Raw genomic sequence first — 14,903 nt, 5'->3', positions numbered from 1 at the left:
CGTGCCCGGCTTACGGAGTGGCCAAAGCCCCTCCAACAACACAGTTGCTACATGGACGTACTTGCGGCGTGTCCTGCGATGGTGGGTGGGCAAGGGCCCTGCAGCAAACTCACAGCGTCAAGGTCGCGGCAAGGACACCGCACCCGACAGTTTGCTGGCTGTTTATTGAAACTATGCGCACCGACCATCTTCGATGGTGGGCGGGCAAGGGCCCTGCAGCCAAGCCGCAGATCAGCTGCTCTGCAACTGATCTATCCGCGCTGTCCAACCAGGTGCGATGACAGCGGGATAAGAGCCAGGAAACAAGGTCGGCTGCTCCGCACTCACACGTTTTTGAAGGATTTCCGGCGCTGCGCCTGTACGACATCATGGATGGCCTGCCGGGCGTCGCCCAGCAGGCCACGCTCAAGTTGCACTTGCCACGCATTGCTCGTGACACACAACAGGCCAGTCACACAGACATCAACCCGCTTCGCGCATCCGGGCGGTCAGGCCTTTGAGGAAAGCGCGCAGCAACTGGTCCAGGCAGGGGCGGAAATTCTTGTGGCCGGGCTGGCGGAACAGCGCAGACAACTCCGGCTTGGACAACGGGAAGCCGGCGCTGGCGAAGATCGCGTGCATGTCCACGTCCTTCAGCTCGAAGGCCACCCGCAGCTTCTTCAGCACCAGGTTGTTGCCGACCTTGGTTTCCAGCGGGCGGACCGGCTGACTCTCGTCGCGGCCGCGGAAGCGCAGCACCAGGCCATCGAGAAAGCGCGCCATCATCGCGTCGGGGCAGGGCTCGAAGCCGGGCTCGTCTTCCTTCTTCAGCCAGGCCTGCAACTGCGCCTTGTCGAGCGCGAACTCCGGGTCGGCCAGGCGGGTGATTTCCACCACCTTGTCGTCGCTGAGGTCGAGCATGTAACGGATGCTGCGCAGTACATCGTTGTGGATCATGACAATTCCGGGGCCCCGGCCTGTCGCCGGAAAGGCGTCATTCTACGGGGCCGATGCGGAACGCGGCATATGCCGATCCGATCCATTGCGGACCTGAAGTCGCTCAGCTGCCGCGATAAGTGGAATACCCGTACGGCGAAAGCAGCAACGGCACGTGATAGTGGCCCTCGCCGGCGATGCCGAAGGCGATCGGAACCTGCTCCAGAAACGGCGGGTCGGTCAACGCTACGCCGGTTGTGCGCCAATACCCGGCCACCTCGAATTCCAGCCGATAACGGCCGGATTGCAGCGTGAGTGCGGCCAGTTCCGGGCAGCGCCCATCGACATTGGTGACACCCTCGAAGCGCAGCGTCTCGCCGGCGAACAGGCGCAACGCGATACCTGCGGCGGGGCGGCCGCTGGCGGTATCCAGCACATGCGTAGAGAGCGTGCTCATGCCACCGCCTGGGTCGGTTGCGGCCATTGGCCGACGAATTCGGGCTGGTCGTAGGCCAGGTAGCTGTCGACGATGGCCTGGCGGTCATCCAGGAATAGTTGATCAGCCACCGCGCGGGCCAGCCGTGGCAGCGCGATCTTGAGCCCGGACAGTGCCGCCGCCGAGGGGCCGTGGTTGATCAGCGCCGAATAGTTGAAGGCGAACAGCCCGTGCAGCAGCGCGGCATCCTCGGGCGTACGCGGCAGCAGTTCGAAGCCCGGCCCCAGGTAGGGATGCGCATCCAGCACCGCATTGGCCTGGCCCGGTGGCGGCTGGTAGCGGTCGGCCCAGCAGGCGATGCGCCCGGACAGCGCGGCCAGTTCCGGGCGCAGTTGCGGGTCGGTGACCAGGCCGGTGGCCACGGCCAGAAAATCGAAGCGGTGCTCGCCCTGCGGCGTGCGCACCACCACCTCACCCTCGCGCTCTGCCACTTCCAGCCACGGCGCGCCCAGATGCAACGCAAAGCCGGCATGCGCGCATGCCCGTTGAAAGGTGTCGTTGGTCGGCGGCTGGTTGTGCGCGAAGAAGCTGGCCATCATGCGGTACTTGTCCGCATCCGGCAGTGTCAGAAAGCGCGGAATGATGCCGGCCTGCTCCATGTGGCGGAACGGATTGATGCGCGGCAATTCGCTGCGCCGCACGAACACTTCGGCAGTGGCGACGCCTTGATCCAGCGCGAAACAGGCGTTGTCGAATGCAGAGGCGCCGCCGCCCAGAATGCCCACGCGTTTGCCTGCCAGTGCAGCGAAATCGATATGGCCGGAGGTATGCGCGTAGCGCTGTGCGGGCAGCGCGCTGCTGATCCACTCCGGCACCATCCATTGCCCACCGCCCTGGATGCCGGTGGCCAGGATCAGTTTGCGCGTCAGCAGCGGTGCGCCCATCGCCAGATGCAGGCGGTGGATGCCGGGCGCTACGTCCGGTTCTACCCGCGCCAGTTGCGTTGCATTGCGCACCGGCAGGCGCAGCACGGCGCGGTACCAGCGTAGATAATCCATCCAGCTGTCACGCGGAATCTTGTCCAGCGCGTCCCAGCCGGCGACGCCGTGTTGCGCCTCCCACCAGGCGCGGAAGGTCAGCGAGGGCACGCCCAGGTCGATCGAGGTGATCTGCTTGGGCGTGCGCAAGGTCTGCATGCGCGCATAGGTCACCCACGGGCCCTCCTGCCCGGCGGTGTTCTCGTCGATGATCAGTACGTTGTGCACGCGCTCGCGTTGCAGCGCGAACGCCGCGCCCAGGCCGCTTTGGCCGGCGCCGACGATGACCGCGTCGTACACGTGCCCGGCCGGATGCACGCGCGGCTGCGTCCATGCGTCGCCGCCGTGGGCCAGGCGTTGCAGATCGTGGTGGAGCTCGCGTTCGAGTTGGGCCAGGCTCATGGCAGTGCCTCCAGGCGCAGGTGAACGATCTTGCCGATCTCGGCGAGGGCGGTGGAAATTTCTTCGCTGCGCGATGCGTCCAGCCGCCGTTCCAGCGCGGCAAGAATGCCGGCCTTGTCGTGCAGCCGCACGCAGATCACGAATGGAAATCCGAAACGATGGCGATACGCCTGATTGAGCGCATGGAAGCGCTTGAACTCGGCTTCGCTGAGCCGATCCAAGCCGGCCGACGCCTGTTCGGCGGCCGATGCTGCAGTGAGTGTGCGATCGATCGCAGCCTTGCCGGCCAGCTCGGGATGCGCGCGGATCAAGGCGATCTGATCTACCTGCGAGGCTTCCAGCACCACCTGCATCAGCCCGCGATGTACATCGTCGAACGGGCGCCGCTGTGCAGCGCGTTCCACCACCCACGGCGAGTGCTCGAACAGTTCGCGGTAGCGTGCCACGAAGGCGGCATTGTCCAGCGCGTTGGCATCGACCACGCTCATGCGTGCGTGCCTTGCAGCGAGACATGCGCGGCCACCACTTTCCAGCCATCGGCAAAGCGCACCCAGCTCTGGCTCTGGCGGCCGCGCGCGCTGCTGCCGTCGCGAACGAATTCCGCATGCGTGGTAGCGAAATCGTGGCCGAAGCCGTGCACTTGCACATGCGCGAGCCGGCGCTGCGGCGAACCGCCGCGGCCGATGCGGAACGCGCGGATCGCCTCGATGCCGTACAGCACTTCGCCTACGCCATAGCGCACCGTGCTTGGCGCGGCGTGAAACAGCGCATCCATCGCGGCGATGTCATCGCCCATCAAGGCATCCTCGTAGGCATGGAAGGCGGCAGTCACTTGCGCGATCACCTCGGGCAGATCGATGTCGGAGGCGTGGATGCTCATGTCGGGTTTACCTGCAGCCAGTGGCGTGCGATGTCGATGCGGCGCGCCACCCACGCATCGCCGCTGGCCAGCACGTGATCGACAAAGCGCGCCAGTGCGGCCGCACGTGCGGGCTTGCCGACGATGCGCCCGTGCAGGCCGATCGACAGCATGCGCCCGCCTTCGCTGCGCAGCTGCTCGAAGCTGTCGCGCAGATAGCGGAAGAACGGCTCGCCATCGGCAAAGCCGTTGTAGGCGACGAACTTCATGTCGTTGGCATCCAGCGTGTACGGCACGATCAACTGCGCACGGCCATGTTGACGATCGTAATACGGCACATCGTCGGCATAGCTGTCGGCGTCGTAGACAAAGCCGCCTTCTTCGGCCACCAGCCGCGAAGTATTGGGGCTGGTGCGGCCCTGGTACCAGCCCAGCGGGCGGCTGCCGGTGACACGGGTATGCACGGCGATGGCCTCGGCGATATGCGCGCGCTCGGCGGCCTCATCCATGTGCTGATAATCGATCCAGCGCAGCCCGTGGCTGGCGATTTCCCAGTCTGCCGCACGCATCGCGGCGACTGCCTCGGGATTGGAGGCCAATGCCTGCGCAACGCCGAACACGGTCACCGGCACGTTGCGCGCGGTGAACAGCCGATGCAGCCGCCAGAAGCCGGCGCGGCTGCCGTATTCGTACAGGCTTTCCATCGCCATGGCGCGCGCGCCGGGTTGCGATTGCGTGCCGACCATTTCCGACAGAAACGCTTCCGAGCCGGCATCGCCGTTGAGCACGCAGTTCTCTGCGCCCTCTTCGTAGTTGATGACGAACTGCACCGCGATGCGCGCGCCACCGGGCCACTGCGCCGCAGGTGGGGTGGCGCCATAGCCGACCAGGTCGCGCGGTGTGCTCATGCATGCGGCTCCGCATGCCAGGCCGCCAGCGCGGCTTCCACCGCCAGCCCTGGCGTGCACGCGTAACCTTCGGCGCGCAACACGGCTTCCAGCGCGGCCAAAGTAATCAAAACCTTGTGCTTCATCGCGTTGTAGCCCATCGCGCCGATGCGCCAGATCCTGCCCTGCAACGGCCCGAACGCGGTGCCGATCTCGATCTCGAAATCCTCGCGCATGCGTCGCCGCACCGCATCGCTGTCGATGCCTGGCGGAATCACCACGCCGGTGACATTGGTCATGCGGTGCGCATCGTCGCCGAACACTTCGAGTCCTAACGCGCGGATGCCGGCACTTACCGCGCGCCCGGCTGCAGCATGGCGGGCGAAGCGTGCATCCAATCCTTCCTGCAGGGCCACGCGCGCGCATTCGCGGGCGCCGTAGAGCATGGTGGTGGCTTCGGTGTGGTGGTTGAGGCGTTTGTCGGACCAATAATCCATGATCATCGCCAGATCGAAATAATTCGAGGCGATGCGTGGCCCGCTGCCGTTGACGATGTCCTCGCGCACGATGCCGCGTTCGACGTGGCGGCGCGCGAAGATCGCTTCGGCCGCCGCGCTGGACACGGTGATCGGTGCCGAGCCGGACGGCCCGCCCAGGCATTTCTGCAGGCCGCCGGTCACCACGTCCACGTCCCAGCGATCGCTGGCGATCTCCATCCCGCCGATGGTGGCGGTGGCATCCACGTAACTCAGCGCGCCGGCCGCCCGGCACAGCGCGCCGAGGCCATCGAGCGGCTGCGCCATCGTGGTGGAGGTGTCGCCGTGCACGGTGGCCACCAGCTTGGGTGCCACGCGCTCGATCGCTTCGGCAATCGCGCTCAGCGGCACTACCTCGCCCCAGGGCGCATCCACCGTATGCACCTCGGCGCCGAGCCGGCCCAGGATTTCGGTGAGCAGCAAGCCGAAGCGCCCGAAGTTGATGACCAGCACGCGGTCGCCCGGGGTGACCAGCGAGACCAAGGCAGCCTCGATACCGGCGCGCGCAGTGCCATCGACCAGAAACGTCCAGCGATTCTCGGTGCCGAACAGCGGCCGGTACAGCGCCATCACCTCGTTCATGTAGGTGGTCATTTCCGGGTCGAACTGGCCGAGCAGATCGGCCGCCATCGCGCGCAGCACGCGCGGATGCGCATTGACCGGGCCCGGACCCATCAACAGCCGCTGCGGGGGATCGAGTTCGCCGAAGGTGTGCAGGTGACGCAGATCAGGTGACAAGGGGATCTCCCAGGTGTTCGATGAAGTGGCGCATGACCGCCAAGGCAACCTCGGCATCGGCCGGGGCGACGTGTTCGTCCGGATGATGGCTGATGCCGCCGGCGCAGCGCACGAACAGCATCGCGGTAGGGCACAGCGCGGCCATCACCATTGCATCGTGGCCGGCGCCGGAGACCAGTTGGCGCGGCGCGATGCCTTGCGCGGCGACTGCGTGTTGCAGACGTGCGATCAAGGCCGGTGCGCAGGGGCTGGCGGCGAGTGTCTGCAACGGGTCGATGGCGATGGCGATGTTGCGGCTTGCGCTGATTCGTGCGAGTGCGTGTTCGATCTGTAGCACCGCCGCATCGCGGCTGGCATCGTCGCCGGCGCGCACGTCCAGCGTGCAGTCCACCCGGCCCGGCACCACATTGGTGGCGCCGGGTGCGACCTGCAGCTTGCCGACGGTGGCGACCAGATCGTCGCTGCCGGCGCGGGCGATGCGCTCGATCGCCAGGAGTGCGTCGGCCGCTGCGCTCAACGCGTCGCGGCGCAAGCCCATCGTGGTGGTGCCGGCATGGCCGGCGCGGCCGTCGAAGCGCAGGGCGAAGCGTCGTTGCGCGGCAATGGCGGTGACGATGCCGACCGGCAGGCCTTCGGCTTCCAGCACCGGGCCTTGTTCGATATGCGTTTCCAGATAGGCCAGCACGCTGCCCGGGGCGCGTGCGGCGTGGCCGATCGCTGCGATATCCAGGCCCCAGTTGGTCAGTGCCGCCGCCACCTCGACGCCGTCGGCATCGACCACGGCCAGTGTGGCCGGATCCAGTGTGCCGGCTACGGCGCGGCTGCAGAACATCGATGCCGGGAAACGCGAACCTTCTTCGTCACCGAAGGCGATGACTTCGATCGCAAACGGCAGGCGCCGACCCTGTGCATGCAGCGCGGCCACGCATTCGATGCCGAGCAGGATGCCGAGCGGGCCGTCGTAGCGGCCGGCATCGCGCACGCTGTCCAGATGGCTGCCGATCAGCAGCGCCGGTGCATCTGCATGTGCGCCGTCGTAGCGGCCGATCAGATTGGCCGCTGCGTCCAGTCGCACCTGCATGCCGGCCTGGCGCATCCATTCGCTCACCTGCGCGGTGGTCGCGCGATGCGCCGGACTGAGCCAGGCGCGGAACAGGCCGCCGGGTGTGTCGCTGTACGGTGCGACGCCCAGTGCATCGCAGCGCGCCACCGCGCGTGCGCCGGAGCAATGGTCGGTTGCTGCGGTGATTGGAGCGCTCAGCATGCGGCGCGGTGCAAGCGTGTTGCCGCATAGGTGCTGCGTGGCCTGGGATGCGACAGGTGCTGATGCATAAAGCCTCCGCAGGCGGTGGGGAAGTGGGCAAGGCGACGTTGAGCGATTCATTGCTCTGCGCAGCCGTGGCGATCGGGCGTGCGCAGCGGGCGGCAGCCGTCCAATCCGACTATACGAACCGCCCCCGTCACCCCAAAGCGGTTTTTTTAGGGTCAGGCGTTGCAAAAAATGCGACGGGCGGTGGCGGCTGCGTTTTGTTCCTTCTCCCATCGGGAGAAGGTGCCCCGAAGGGGCGGATGAGGGTACGGCAGCGTCGAGAATGCTGGGCGGCCGTACCCTCACCCCAACCCCTCTCCCGCAGGAGAGGGGCTCTGGTATCACCTCTCCTGACGGAAGAAAGTGCCCATAGGGGCGGATGAGGGTGCGCCGCAGAGAGCAGCCAGTCTCGCAATGACAAACGCGTCGCCACGCGCCTTCAGACGTGACGCATCGCTTGCGTCGCCACGTACCGTCACCCCAATCCCCAATCCCCAATCCCCAATCCGCGCCCCGGCCCGGCCCTGGCTTGCGGCGCGGGCGCACCAATGCACGCGCGCCATTGCTGCGCAAGCCGTGCATTGGTGCCCCGAAGGAAAAGGGGCAGAAGCGCCACCGCCTCGCATCCGAACGGCTGCTACAGTCGCCTACATTCCATGAATCGGATTCACCAATGGCCCGCGACAGTTTCAAGGACCTGCTGGCGCTGATCGCCATCGTTCGCGAGGGCAGCTTCACGCGTGCTGCAGCCAAGCTGGGTGTCTCGCAATCGGCGCTGAGTCACACCATTCGTGGGCTGGAAGCCAGCCTCGGGCTGCGGTTACTGACCCGCACCACGCGCAGCGTGGCACCGACCGAAGCCGGCGAGCGCCTGATCCAGACGGTGGCGCCGCGCTTTGCAGAAATCGAAGAGGCGCTGTCCGCACTCAGCGAAATGCGCGACACGCCCGCAGGCACGGTGCGCATCACCGCCACCGACTACGCCGCGCGCGCGATCCTGTGGCCCAAGTTGTCCAAGCTGCTGCGTCAATACCCGGACATCAAGGTCGAGATCGTGGTCGACAACGGTCTGACCGACATCGTGGCCGACCGCTACGACCTGGGCGTGCGCCTGGGCGACCAAGTCGAAAAAGACATGATCGCCGCGCGCATCGCGCCGGACATGCGCATGGCGATCGTCGCGGCACCGTCCTATCTCGCGCGTCGGCCCATCCCCAAGACGCCACAGGATCTCACCGCGCACAGCTGCATCAATCTGCGCATGAAAACCGCCGGCGGCATCTACGCCTGGGAACTGGAAAAAGACGGCCGCGAGGTCATCGTGCGTGTTGAGGGCCAGCTCACCTTCAACGGCACCTACGAAGCATTGGACGCGGCGGTGGACGGCTTCGGCATTGCGTTCGTGCAGGAAAATCTGGCGCGCCCGCATCTCAAGGCCGGGCGCCTGCGCTGGGTGATGAAGGATTGGTCGCCGACCTGGCCGGGCTTGCACGCGTTCTATCCCAGTCGCCGGCATTCGTCGCCAGCGTTCAACCTGGTGGTCGATGCGTTGCGCTACAAAGGCTGATAGATGCGCGCCTTGGACAGGCGTTCGACGCAAACGTGCCGTTGATGAGCGGGCTTCATAAGCCCGTGCGGATCAGCCATCTTTATCGCCGCCCGCTGCCTGCGTAAGCTGCAGCACCTCCAGACACGCGCACGCCCGAGCCGCAGCATTCGTTGCTGCATTGCGCCCGTCGTGCGTCGTTGCAGTGGCAGGTCGATGCGTCGCATCGCTGTCTGCAGCGCATCCCTCTCGAACGCCAGGTTCGCTCTCGAGCGGCGCTACATCGCGCGCTTGCGGCTTGGCGTTCTTACCGCATCCACTCTTCGCGCAAGGCCCCCACATGCCAACCAGTTCGCTCGCCACAGACACATCCTCTCGCGCCGCACCCGCAGCAACACGCCAGACCTGGAGCGCAGTCGGCTCGATGTCGCTGTGCGTTGCGTTGTTGATCGCCTCCGAATTCATGCCGGTCAGCCTGCTCACGCCGATCGCTGCGGATCTGCACGCAAGCGCTGGCATGGCCGGACAGGCGATTTCGATCTCCGGCCTGTTCGCCGTGGTCGCCAGCTTGCTGATCGCACCGCTGTCGTCGCGCTTCAATCGGCGCCATGTGCTGCTCACGCTGACCACGATGATGTTGGTGTCGCTGTTGTTGATCGCCAACGCGCACAGCTTCGGCATGTTGATGGTCGCGCGTGCGCTGCTCGGCGTCGTCATCGGTGGGTTCTGGGCGCTCTCCACCGCCACGGTGATGCGCATCATGCCCGAGCATGCGGTACCCAAGGCCTTGGGCATCATATTTATCGGTAACGCGGTCGCTGCCGCATTCGCAGCGCCGTTGGGCAGCTATCTGGGTGCGACCATCGGCTGGCGCGGTGTGTTCTGGGGCATGCTGCCGCTGGTTGCGCTCACCATCGTCTGGCAGTGGCGCAGCCTGCCGTCGATGCCAGCGCAAGGCGCCACTTCGCTGAGCGGTATCGTCACCTTGTTGAAGCGTCGTTATGTTGCGCGCGCCATGCTGGCGGTGATGCTCGGGTTTGCCGGCGCGTTCTCTGCGTTCACCTATTTCCGCACGTTTCTGGAAACCATTGCGCAGGTCAATGTGTCGCAACTGTCGTTGTTGCTGCTTGGCCTGGGTTTGGCCGGGTTCGTCGGGACCTATGCCGCCACCGCGCTGGTGCCCAAGCGCCTGTTCACGCTGCTCAGCGTGCTGCCGGCCGCGTTGGGCGTGGCCACCCTCGGCATGTTGCTGGCCGGGCATCTGCTGTGGGCGGTGGCCATCGCGATGATCGCCTGGGGCACGCTCAACGCGGCGATACCGGTAGCGTGGTCCACCTGGCTGAGCCGTTGCGTCAAGGACGCGCCGGAAAGCGGTGGTGGCCTGATGGTTGCCGCGATCCAGCTCTCCATCATGCTGGGCGGCGCCGCAGGCGGTGTCCTGCTGGATCATGTCTCCATTGGTGCCACGTTCGGGGGTGCCAGCGTGTTGCTGCTGGCATCGTCCTTGGTGGCAGGGCGGGGCGATCGTTTGCAGCCCTGAGTGTTGGTGATTGCACGATGCAGTGCTCATCGCATGGAAGGCAGCTCGCGCCACGCTATGCCGCCAGAGCAAGGGTTCGATCAAGTCATCAGCTCAAACGCCAGCGTAAAAACCCAGATCCTGCCGCAGGGCATCCACGCAATAATCGACAAACGTGCGCACCTTGGATGAGCCCCGGCGTCCTTCCACGTAGACCACTTGCACCGGCTCTGGTGCGATCTCGAACGCGTCGAGGATGCACGTGAGCTTGCCGCTCTGCAGGTGTTCGCGGATCTGGTAAGACGGCACCTGCGTCAATCCCCAGCCCTGCACTGCGGCGATGATGGCGGCGTTGAACGAGGTCACATTGAGGCGTGAGGCGACATCCACCAGATGCTCACGGCCATCGATGCGAAACGGCCATTTGGGTGGACGCTCGGAAGATGCGGTGGAGATGGTGGCGTGCTGCAACAAATCGTCCGGCCGCTGTGCAGTGCCGTGCTCTGCCAGATAGCCGGGCGAGGCGCAGATCATGCGACGCACGCTGCCGACCGGGATGGCGGTCGATCGCCAATGTATCGGCGTCACCGGGCATAGCCATGGCGCGCTGATGACGGCCAACCTGTTGGCACAGACCGACCTGTTCCGCGCTGGCGCAGGTACCAGCGGCAGCTACAACAAGACGCTGACGCCGTTCGGATTCCAGAACGAGCGCCGTTCGTTCTGGGCCGCACCGGAGGTCTATGCGCAGGCGTCTACGTTCTTCCACGCCGAGATCAACGAGCCGTTGTTGATCGTGCACGGCATGGACGACGCCAACCCCGGGACCGAAACCACCCAGGCACTGCGATTGTTCCAGGCGATCGGTGGCAACGGCGGCACTGCGCGGCTGGTGTTGCTGCCGTTCGAACCGCATTGGTACACCGCACGCGAATCCACCGAAGACGTGGTCGCCGAGATGCTGGACTGGTTCGACCGCTACGTGAAAAACGCCCCACCGCGCGATGCGGGCAGCCAGCACAAAATGTGAGATGACGAGCACCTCACACCAAAGCGGAGCTTGCCAGGCTTAATCCGCCGACAGCGATCCCAGGGTGAAGCCGGAAACGGCATTCACCTTGCCGCGCCACAGCACACCACGGTTGCTGGGCAGGGGCTGGCCGCCGGGTGAAAAGCAACGCGATTCAATCAGGTGAATGAACTGCGGAGGCGTGCTGCTCGGCTGAACATCTTCTTCGGCGTCGTAGATACTGGCGTGGCTGGCAAACGCGCGGCGAATATCTTCTTTTTCGTCGGCGTTGCCTGGATAGGCGGCAGAAAATTCCTGCGCAAATGCCTCGAAGTACTGTTTCCCGCTGACAAGCTGGCCTGAAACAATGATGCCTTCAACAAACAGCGTAATGCCGAACTGCACATTCGAAGTGTTGACGGTCGCGACCAGCTTTTGCAGATACCAATCCAGGCTCTGACCATCGAACGCCAGCTTGACGTCTTCCAGCTTGGGTTGAGTGTCGTCTTGATCTGTCATGTGGCTCTCCTTGGTGAAAGGTCTAACGCGTATGTTGAAGTAAGCGCAGCGACGTACCTATGCATCGCCCCGCATGCCCAAGAAAGCAAATGCGTCCTGTCCAGTGATCGGCGTGGTTGAGTCCGCCATGGTCGCCTTGGAGAGCATGCTCTGAGTCTATGACATGTTTGCCTTGTTGGTTTGCCCTGACTACAGTCTTGATCCTGAGCACTAGCGCGTGCTGTTGCACAAGCTCTCTCACCTAAGCGGGGGATCGATTGTCCTCTAGCAACCTCTGTTTTTATGAACGCAGGTCCAGAGATCCCGCCGGACCTGCCAGCCCATCGAAGGCGTATCGCGTCGTTCGATGCTGCGCACTGCTTACTCGGCGGGCGTCATGTCACGTAGTGCAATCACCAGCTCGCCATCGCGCGCACGGATACTGAGTTTGCTGCCGATCGCAAAACCAAGTTGCTCCAGCCACAACCCACTCAAGCGCAGATGCGGCACGCGTTGATCGCCGCCATGCTCATAGTCACCCGCGTAATGCGTATAGCTCACCGTGCATGCCTTGGGCTTGCGTGCGCGACGCGGGGCAAGCAGACGGCCAGGGCCGTCGGGCAGCGGGGGCGTACTCTTGGCGAGTTCCTCGGCAGTGGGTAGCGGTTTGCGCTGCGGCTCGACACAAGTCCAGGTGGCGAAGGTTTTCTGTGGTGGCTTAGCAGCGCGCTTCGGCTTACTGGCTAAGGTCGCCTTCGATGGAGTGCGGCGCATTAGCGTGCCTCCTTCGAATCATGCTGGACGCATACGCACTGGGGCACCAAACGTAGCAAGGCACTCTGGCGTTGCCCGGACATTGCAAACAGCCCATGTGGTGAAATGAATCGGACCGACACGTCCGACAAGCGCAGGGGTGCACGAAGCATGACCAACCTCCATAAGCCAAAGACCATCGCCCGCAGGCGACGGGATGTCGGGAGGTTAGAAACCGCACGTAGCCGGCGGGCTTATTCCCCTTACGGGTGTTGTATTCGCCGCCCTCCCGACGCAGGCATTGCGTCGGTCGCGCCTGCAGGTTGCAGACACAAAAAAACCACCGGTTTGACGGAGGTGGGTGCCGCTACGTGAGGAGTTTCTACGCTCCTTGGTGTTGAGTCTGCTACCAGCACGTTCGGGCTGTCAAGCAGTGGTCATTCGCAGCCTTGCGATTGTGGCAAGCTAGTTAAACTTCACTATTAGGGGCTTGCATTGATGAACTGCAGTAGGTCTTATGCTGAATCTTCTTCGTGCAATTAGATTGGTTCCGTGCTTTCCGGTAAAGCTGCGGACTAATTATGCTCTAGACAATCAATTATATTAATTTACAAAATAAATTTAATGGGTTTGTAAGGTTCATAATTTTGTGCTAAAAATGTTTAAGATGGCATTAATTTGAAATTCGCAAAAAAAGGATAAATAATGAAAGTCGAAGAGGCGAAGTACTCGATTGCGGAAATAAGGGGATGGTTTATTGATAAGGTTGTTTCTGTCAATAAGGACTATCAGCGTTCTTCCGGACTCTGGCCGGCGTCAGCCAAAAGCTACTTTATTGATAGCATTCTCAGGGACTTTCCATTTCCAAAAGTTTACTTCCATGAGCGACTGGACAAGGCACTCAAGAAGCCGCATCGTGAAATCGTAGACGGTCAGCAACGTTTAACAACCATCTTTGACTTTGCTGAAGAGAAATTTGCACTAGGCAAGAATGCAGGAGAGTTTGCTGGGATGCGTCTCAGTGATCTTCCTCAAGAACTTCAGGATGAGTTTTGGTCTTACACAGTATCTGTGGATGTTATTAGAAATGCTGATAGAGCAAACATTCTTCAAATGTTCCGTCGAATGAATGCTTTTACTCTTCCGCTCAATGCTGCAGAAAAGCGTCACAGCGAGTTTTATGGTGATTTTAAAGACTGGGTTAACCGAACTCTAGATAAATATGGATCCATTCTAGTTGACTGGAAGGTTTTTACGAGTCGGCAGATTGTTCGCATGGTTGACGCAGAGTTTATAGCCGACGTTGCGCTGGCAGCCAAGGAGGGATTAGTTAGTACGAGCCCGAAGAAGTTAACAAAAATTTATGCAGATTATGAAAATTCTAATGGCAGCCTGGCTGAGCTAGACGATAAGGTGTGGGGAGCACTTGATGTCGTAAGGCAGCAACTTTCAGGTATCCAAGGAAGTTATGCGGTCAAGCCGCATATATTTCACTCTCTTCTGTGCGCGTTAATGCACAATAAGTTCGGGTTGCCCGATGTTGCAGTAAAAACGGGTATTCAGCCGTCAGGGATATGGCTAGATAATCCCCAACGAGCAGTAGCACAAATTAGAGAGCTGGTGGAAGCTTTTGAAACAAGAAGTGTTGATAAATATTCTGAATTCGTAAATGCAGCAGCTGAGGGCGGTAACCGGGCCCCGCAGAGGCAAATTCGTGTCAAATGGCTTTGCGCTGCTTTGCAGAGTGAACTACCGTAGTCCAGGCTGGAGAGTGTATGACTTTGTTGCCCGCGTGGACAGTAATGTCACATAACTTTGACGCTTTCAGTGAAGAATTTTCGGCTTTCCTAGGCAGGAAATCCATTAGCATAGTGTGTGCAGCAGACTTTTCACTTGCAGATGAATGCTTTTTAGAGGGATTATTATCGCGATTATGGCAGGAATGGGGCTATTTCTGCCGCTCGGTAGTATTTCTTTCGTGTCGTGGAACACTCACTTCAGGTGGTTTTCCCGTGCCTCAGCATCCTAACGCTCTTAGCGAGAATCATATCTCTGGCGCGGTAAAGCGAGCCAAGGCTACCCCTAATCCTCCGACTTGGGGAAACACTAATGACTCCCTACGAAATGAAGTGACATGGGGTGATACAGATGTTTTGGCAACTATTATTCCACGCATGGAAGTGCCCCGTCATGGGCAGCTAGTGGCTGCCTTTTCTCAAGCGCATTCCAGTTCAAAGGCTATGCAGATTATTAGAAATGCAAGCGCTCACAATAATAGGCAAACTATGGAAGAAGTAGTTGCACTAAGTTCGAGATACATAGCGTTCGAAATTTCTCATCCAACCCATGCACTTTTTTGGATTGATCCGTCTTCAGGGGACTATCTCTTTCGCCATGCTTTAGAAGATCTAAGGGAAAACGGATCTTTTGCGATCACCTGATTGAATTGGGTTGCTTTA

14 protein-coding genes and 2 pseudogenes are annotated in these 14,903 nt (G+C 62.0%); 5 read left to right on the top strand and 11 right to left on the bottom strand.

Annotated features, from left to right (window positions below):
• Positions 1-462: 462 nt before the first annotated feature.
• The 8 genes from XcyCFBP4188_RS17465 to XcyCFBP4188_RS17430 all read right to left on the bottom strand — a co-directional run bounded on the left by XcyCFBP4188_RS17465 (position 463) and on the right by XcyCFBP4188_RS17430 (position 7,074).
• Positions 463-936: a YehS family protein gene (locus XcyCFBP4188_RS17465; protein ID WP_006450972.1), complete on the bottom strand. Its 474-nt coding sequence runs from the start codon at positions 934-936 to the stop codon at positions 463-465.
• 103 nt (positions 937-1,039) lie between these two features.
• Positions 1,040-1,399, bottom strand: coding sequence for a hydroxyisourate hydrolase (uraH, locus tag XcyCFBP4188_RS17460; protein ID WP_074065928.1), 360 nt, complete (start codon positions 1,397-1,399; stop codon positions 1,040-1,042).
• Complete coding sequence (gene hpyO, locus XcyCFBP4188_RS17455) at positions 1,369-2,790, bottom strand: FAD-dependent urate hydroxylase HpyO (RefSeq protein ID WP_006450974.1); 1,422 nt, start codon at positions 2,788-2,790, stop codon at positions 1,369-1,371. Before hpyO ends, uraH begins: the two co-directional genes overlap by 31 nt.
• Positions 2,787-3,278 (bottom strand): 2-oxo-4-hydroxy-4-carboxy-5-ureidoimidazoline decarboxylase, encoded by a 492-nt coding sequence (gene uraD, locus XcyCFBP4188_RS17450; RefSeq protein ID WP_104592528.1) that lies wholly within the window; start codon positions 3,276-3,278, stop codon positions 2,787-2,789. The genes hpyO and uraD overlap by 4 nt, the downstream gene beginning before the upstream one ends.
• Positions 3,275-3,670, bottom strand: a complete 396-nt coding sequence (gene hpxZ / locus XcyCFBP4188_RS17445) for an oxalurate catabolism protein HpxZ (protein WP_006450976.1) — start codon at positions 3,668-3,670, stop codon at positions 3,275-3,277. Before hpxZ ends, uraD begins: the two co-directional genes overlap by 4 nt.
• The gene (gene puuE / locus XcyCFBP4188_RS17440; RefSeq protein ID WP_104592527.1) at positions 3,667-4,557 is read right to left on the bottom strand and encodes an allantoinase PuuE; all 891 of its coding nucleotides are present in this window, start codon (positions 4,555-4,557) and stop codon (positions 3,667-3,669) included. The genes hpxZ and puuE overlap by 4 nt, the downstream gene beginning before the upstream one ends.
• The gene (locus tag XcyCFBP4188_RS17435; RefSeq protein ID WP_043909192.1) at positions 4,554-5,810 is read right to left on the bottom strand and encodes a pyridoxal-phosphate-dependent aminotransferase family protein; all 1,257 of its coding nucleotides are present in this window, start codon (positions 5,808-5,810) and stop codon (positions 4,554-4,556) included. Before XcyCFBP4188_RS17435 ends, puuE begins: the two co-directional genes overlap by 4 nt.
• Positions 5,800-7,074, bottom strand: coding sequence for an allantoate amidohydrolase (locus XcyCFBP4188_RS17430; RefSeq protein ID WP_006450979.1), 1,275 nt, complete (start codon positions 7,072-7,074; stop codon positions 5,800-5,802). The genes XcyCFBP4188_RS17435 and XcyCFBP4188_RS17430 overlap by 11 nt, the downstream gene beginning before the upstream one ends.
• Before the next feature lie 718 nt (positions 7,075-7,792).
• Between XcyCFBP4188_RS17430 and XcyCFBP4188_RS17425 the strand changes: the two genes are divergently transcribed.
• Together XcyCFBP4188_RS17425 and XcyCFBP4188_RS17420 are read left to right on the top strand one after the other, a co-directional pair.
• Positions 7,793-8,686 (top strand): LysR family transcriptional regulator, encoded by an 894-nt coding sequence (locus XcyCFBP4188_RS17425; RefSeq protein ID WP_006452137.1) that lies wholly within the window; start codon positions 7,793-7,795, stop codon positions 8,684-8,686.
• Between the two features lie 319 nt (positions 8,687-9,005).
• Positions 9,006-10,205, top strand: coding sequence for an MFS transporter (locus tag XcyCFBP4188_RS17420; protein WP_104592526.1), 1,200 nt, complete (start codon positions 9,006-9,008; stop codon positions 10,203-10,205).
• 93 nt (positions 10,206-10,298) lie between these two features.
• Here XcyCFBP4188_RS17420 and XcyCFBP4188_RS17415 read toward each other — a convergent pair.
• Positions 10,299-10,748: pseudogene (locus XcyCFBP4188_RS17415) on the bottom strand (LysR substrate-binding domain-containing protein); the annotation flags it as partial.
• Between XcyCFBP4188_RS17415 and XcyCFBP4188_RS17410 the strand changes: the two are divergent.
• A pseudogene (locus XcyCFBP4188_RS17410) lies at positions 10,747-11,214 on the top strand (alpha/beta hydrolase family protein); the annotation flags it as partial. The pseudogenes XcyCFBP4188_RS17415 and XcyCFBP4188_RS17410 sit on opposite strands and share 2 nt — an antisense overlap.
• A gap of 39 nt (positions 11,215-11,253) precedes the next feature.
• On the opposite strand, the gene gvpU reads toward XcyCFBP4188_RS17410, so the two are convergent.
• The gene (gvpU, locus tag XcyCFBP4188_RS17405) at positions 11,254-11,712 is read right to left on the bottom strand and encodes a gas vesicle accessory protein GvpU (RefSeq protein WP_006452132.1); all 459 of its coding nucleotides are present in this window, start codon (positions 11,710-11,712) and stop codon (positions 11,254-11,256) included.
• 360 nt (positions 11,713-12,072) lie between these two features.
• Positions 12,073-12,465, bottom strand: a complete 393-nt coding sequence (locus XcyCFBP4188_RS17400) for a SymE family type I addiction module toxin (RefSeq protein WP_006452131.1) — start codon at positions 12,463-12,465, stop codon at positions 12,073-12,075.
• A gap of 684 nt (positions 12,466-13,149) precedes the next feature.
• Between XcyCFBP4188_RS17400 and XcyCFBP4188_RS17390 the strand changes: the two genes are divergently transcribed.
• Positions 13,150-14,202, top strand: coding sequence for a DUF262 domain-containing protein (locus XcyCFBP4188_RS17390; RefSeq protein WP_006452129.1), 1,053 nt, complete (start codon positions 13,150-13,152; stop codon positions 14,200-14,202).
• 17 nt (positions 14,203-14,219) lie between these two features.
• Complete coding sequence (locus XcyCFBP4188_RS22675; protein WP_146094064.1) at positions 14,220-14,885, top strand: hypothetical protein; 666 nt, start codon at positions 14,220-14,222, stop codon at positions 14,883-14,885.
• Positions 14,886-14,903 lie beyond the last annotated feature (18 nt).

The sequence above is a fragment of the Xanthomonas hortorum pv. cynarae genome, assembly GCF_002939985.1.
GTDB lineage: Bacteria > Pseudomonadota > Gammaproteobacteria > Xanthomonadales > Xanthomonadaceae > Xanthomonas > Xanthomonas hortorum_D.
This window is presented reverse-complemented; position numbering and strand designations above follow the sequence as displayed.

What these genes read in the sequence shown, in the direction of transcription:
- XcyCFBP4188_RS17465 (WP_006450972.1), bottom strand. Translation starts at nt 936, where the DNA reads ATGATCCACAACGATGTACTGCGCAGCATCCGTTACATGCTCGACCTC.
- uraH (WP_074065928.1), bottom strand. Translation starts at nt 1,399, where the DNA reads ATGGCCGCAACCGACCCAGGCGGTGGCATGAGCACGCTCTCTACGCAT.
- hpyO (WP_006450974.1), bottom strand. Translation starts at nt 2,790, where the DNA reads ATGAGCCTGGCCCAACTCGAACGCGAGCTCCACCACGATCTGCAACGC.
- uraD (WP_104592528.1), bottom strand. Translation starts at nt 3,278, where the DNA reads ATGAGCGTGGTCGATGCCAACGCGCTGGACAATGCCGCCTTCGTGGCA.
- hpxZ (WP_006450976.1), bottom strand. Translation starts at nt 3,670, where the DNA reads ATGAGCATCCACGCCTCCGACATCGATCTGCCCGAGGTGATCGCGCAA.
- puuE (WP_104592527.1), bottom strand. Translation starts at nt 4,557, where the DNA reads ATGAGCACACCGCGCGACCTGGTCGGCTATGGCGCCACCCCACCTGCG.
- XcyCFBP4188_RS17430 (WP_006450979.1), bottom strand. Translation starts at nt 7,074, where the DNA reads ATGCTGAGCGCTCCAATCACCGCAGCAACCGACCATTGCTCCGGCGCA.
- XcyCFBP4188_RS17425 (WP_006452137.1), top strand. Translation starts at nt 7,793, where the DNA reads ATGGCCCGCGACAGTTTCAAGGACCTGCTGGCGCTGATCGCCATCGTT.
- XcyCFBP4188_RS17420 (WP_104592526.1), top strand. Translation starts at nt 9,006, where the DNA reads ATGCCAACCAGTTCGCTCGCCACAGACACATCCTCTCGCGCCGCACCC.
- gvpU (WP_006452132.1), bottom strand. Translation starts at nt 11,712, where the DNA reads ATGACAGATCAAGACGACACTCAACCCAAGCTGGAAGACGTCAAGCTG.
- XcyCFBP4188_RS17400 (WP_006452131.1), bottom strand. Translation starts at nt 12,465, where the DNA reads ATGCGCCGCACTCCATCGAAGGCGACCTTAGCCAGTAAGCCGAAGCGC.
- XcyCFBP4188_RS17390 (WP_006452129.1), top strand. Translation starts at nt 13,150, where the DNA reads ATGAAAGTCGAAGAGGCGAAGTACTCGATTGCGGAAATAAGGGGATGG.
- XcyCFBP4188_RS22675 (WP_146094064.1), top strand. Translation starts at nt 14,220, where the DNA reads ATGACTTTGTTGCCCGCGTGGACAGTAATGTCACATAACTTTGACGCT.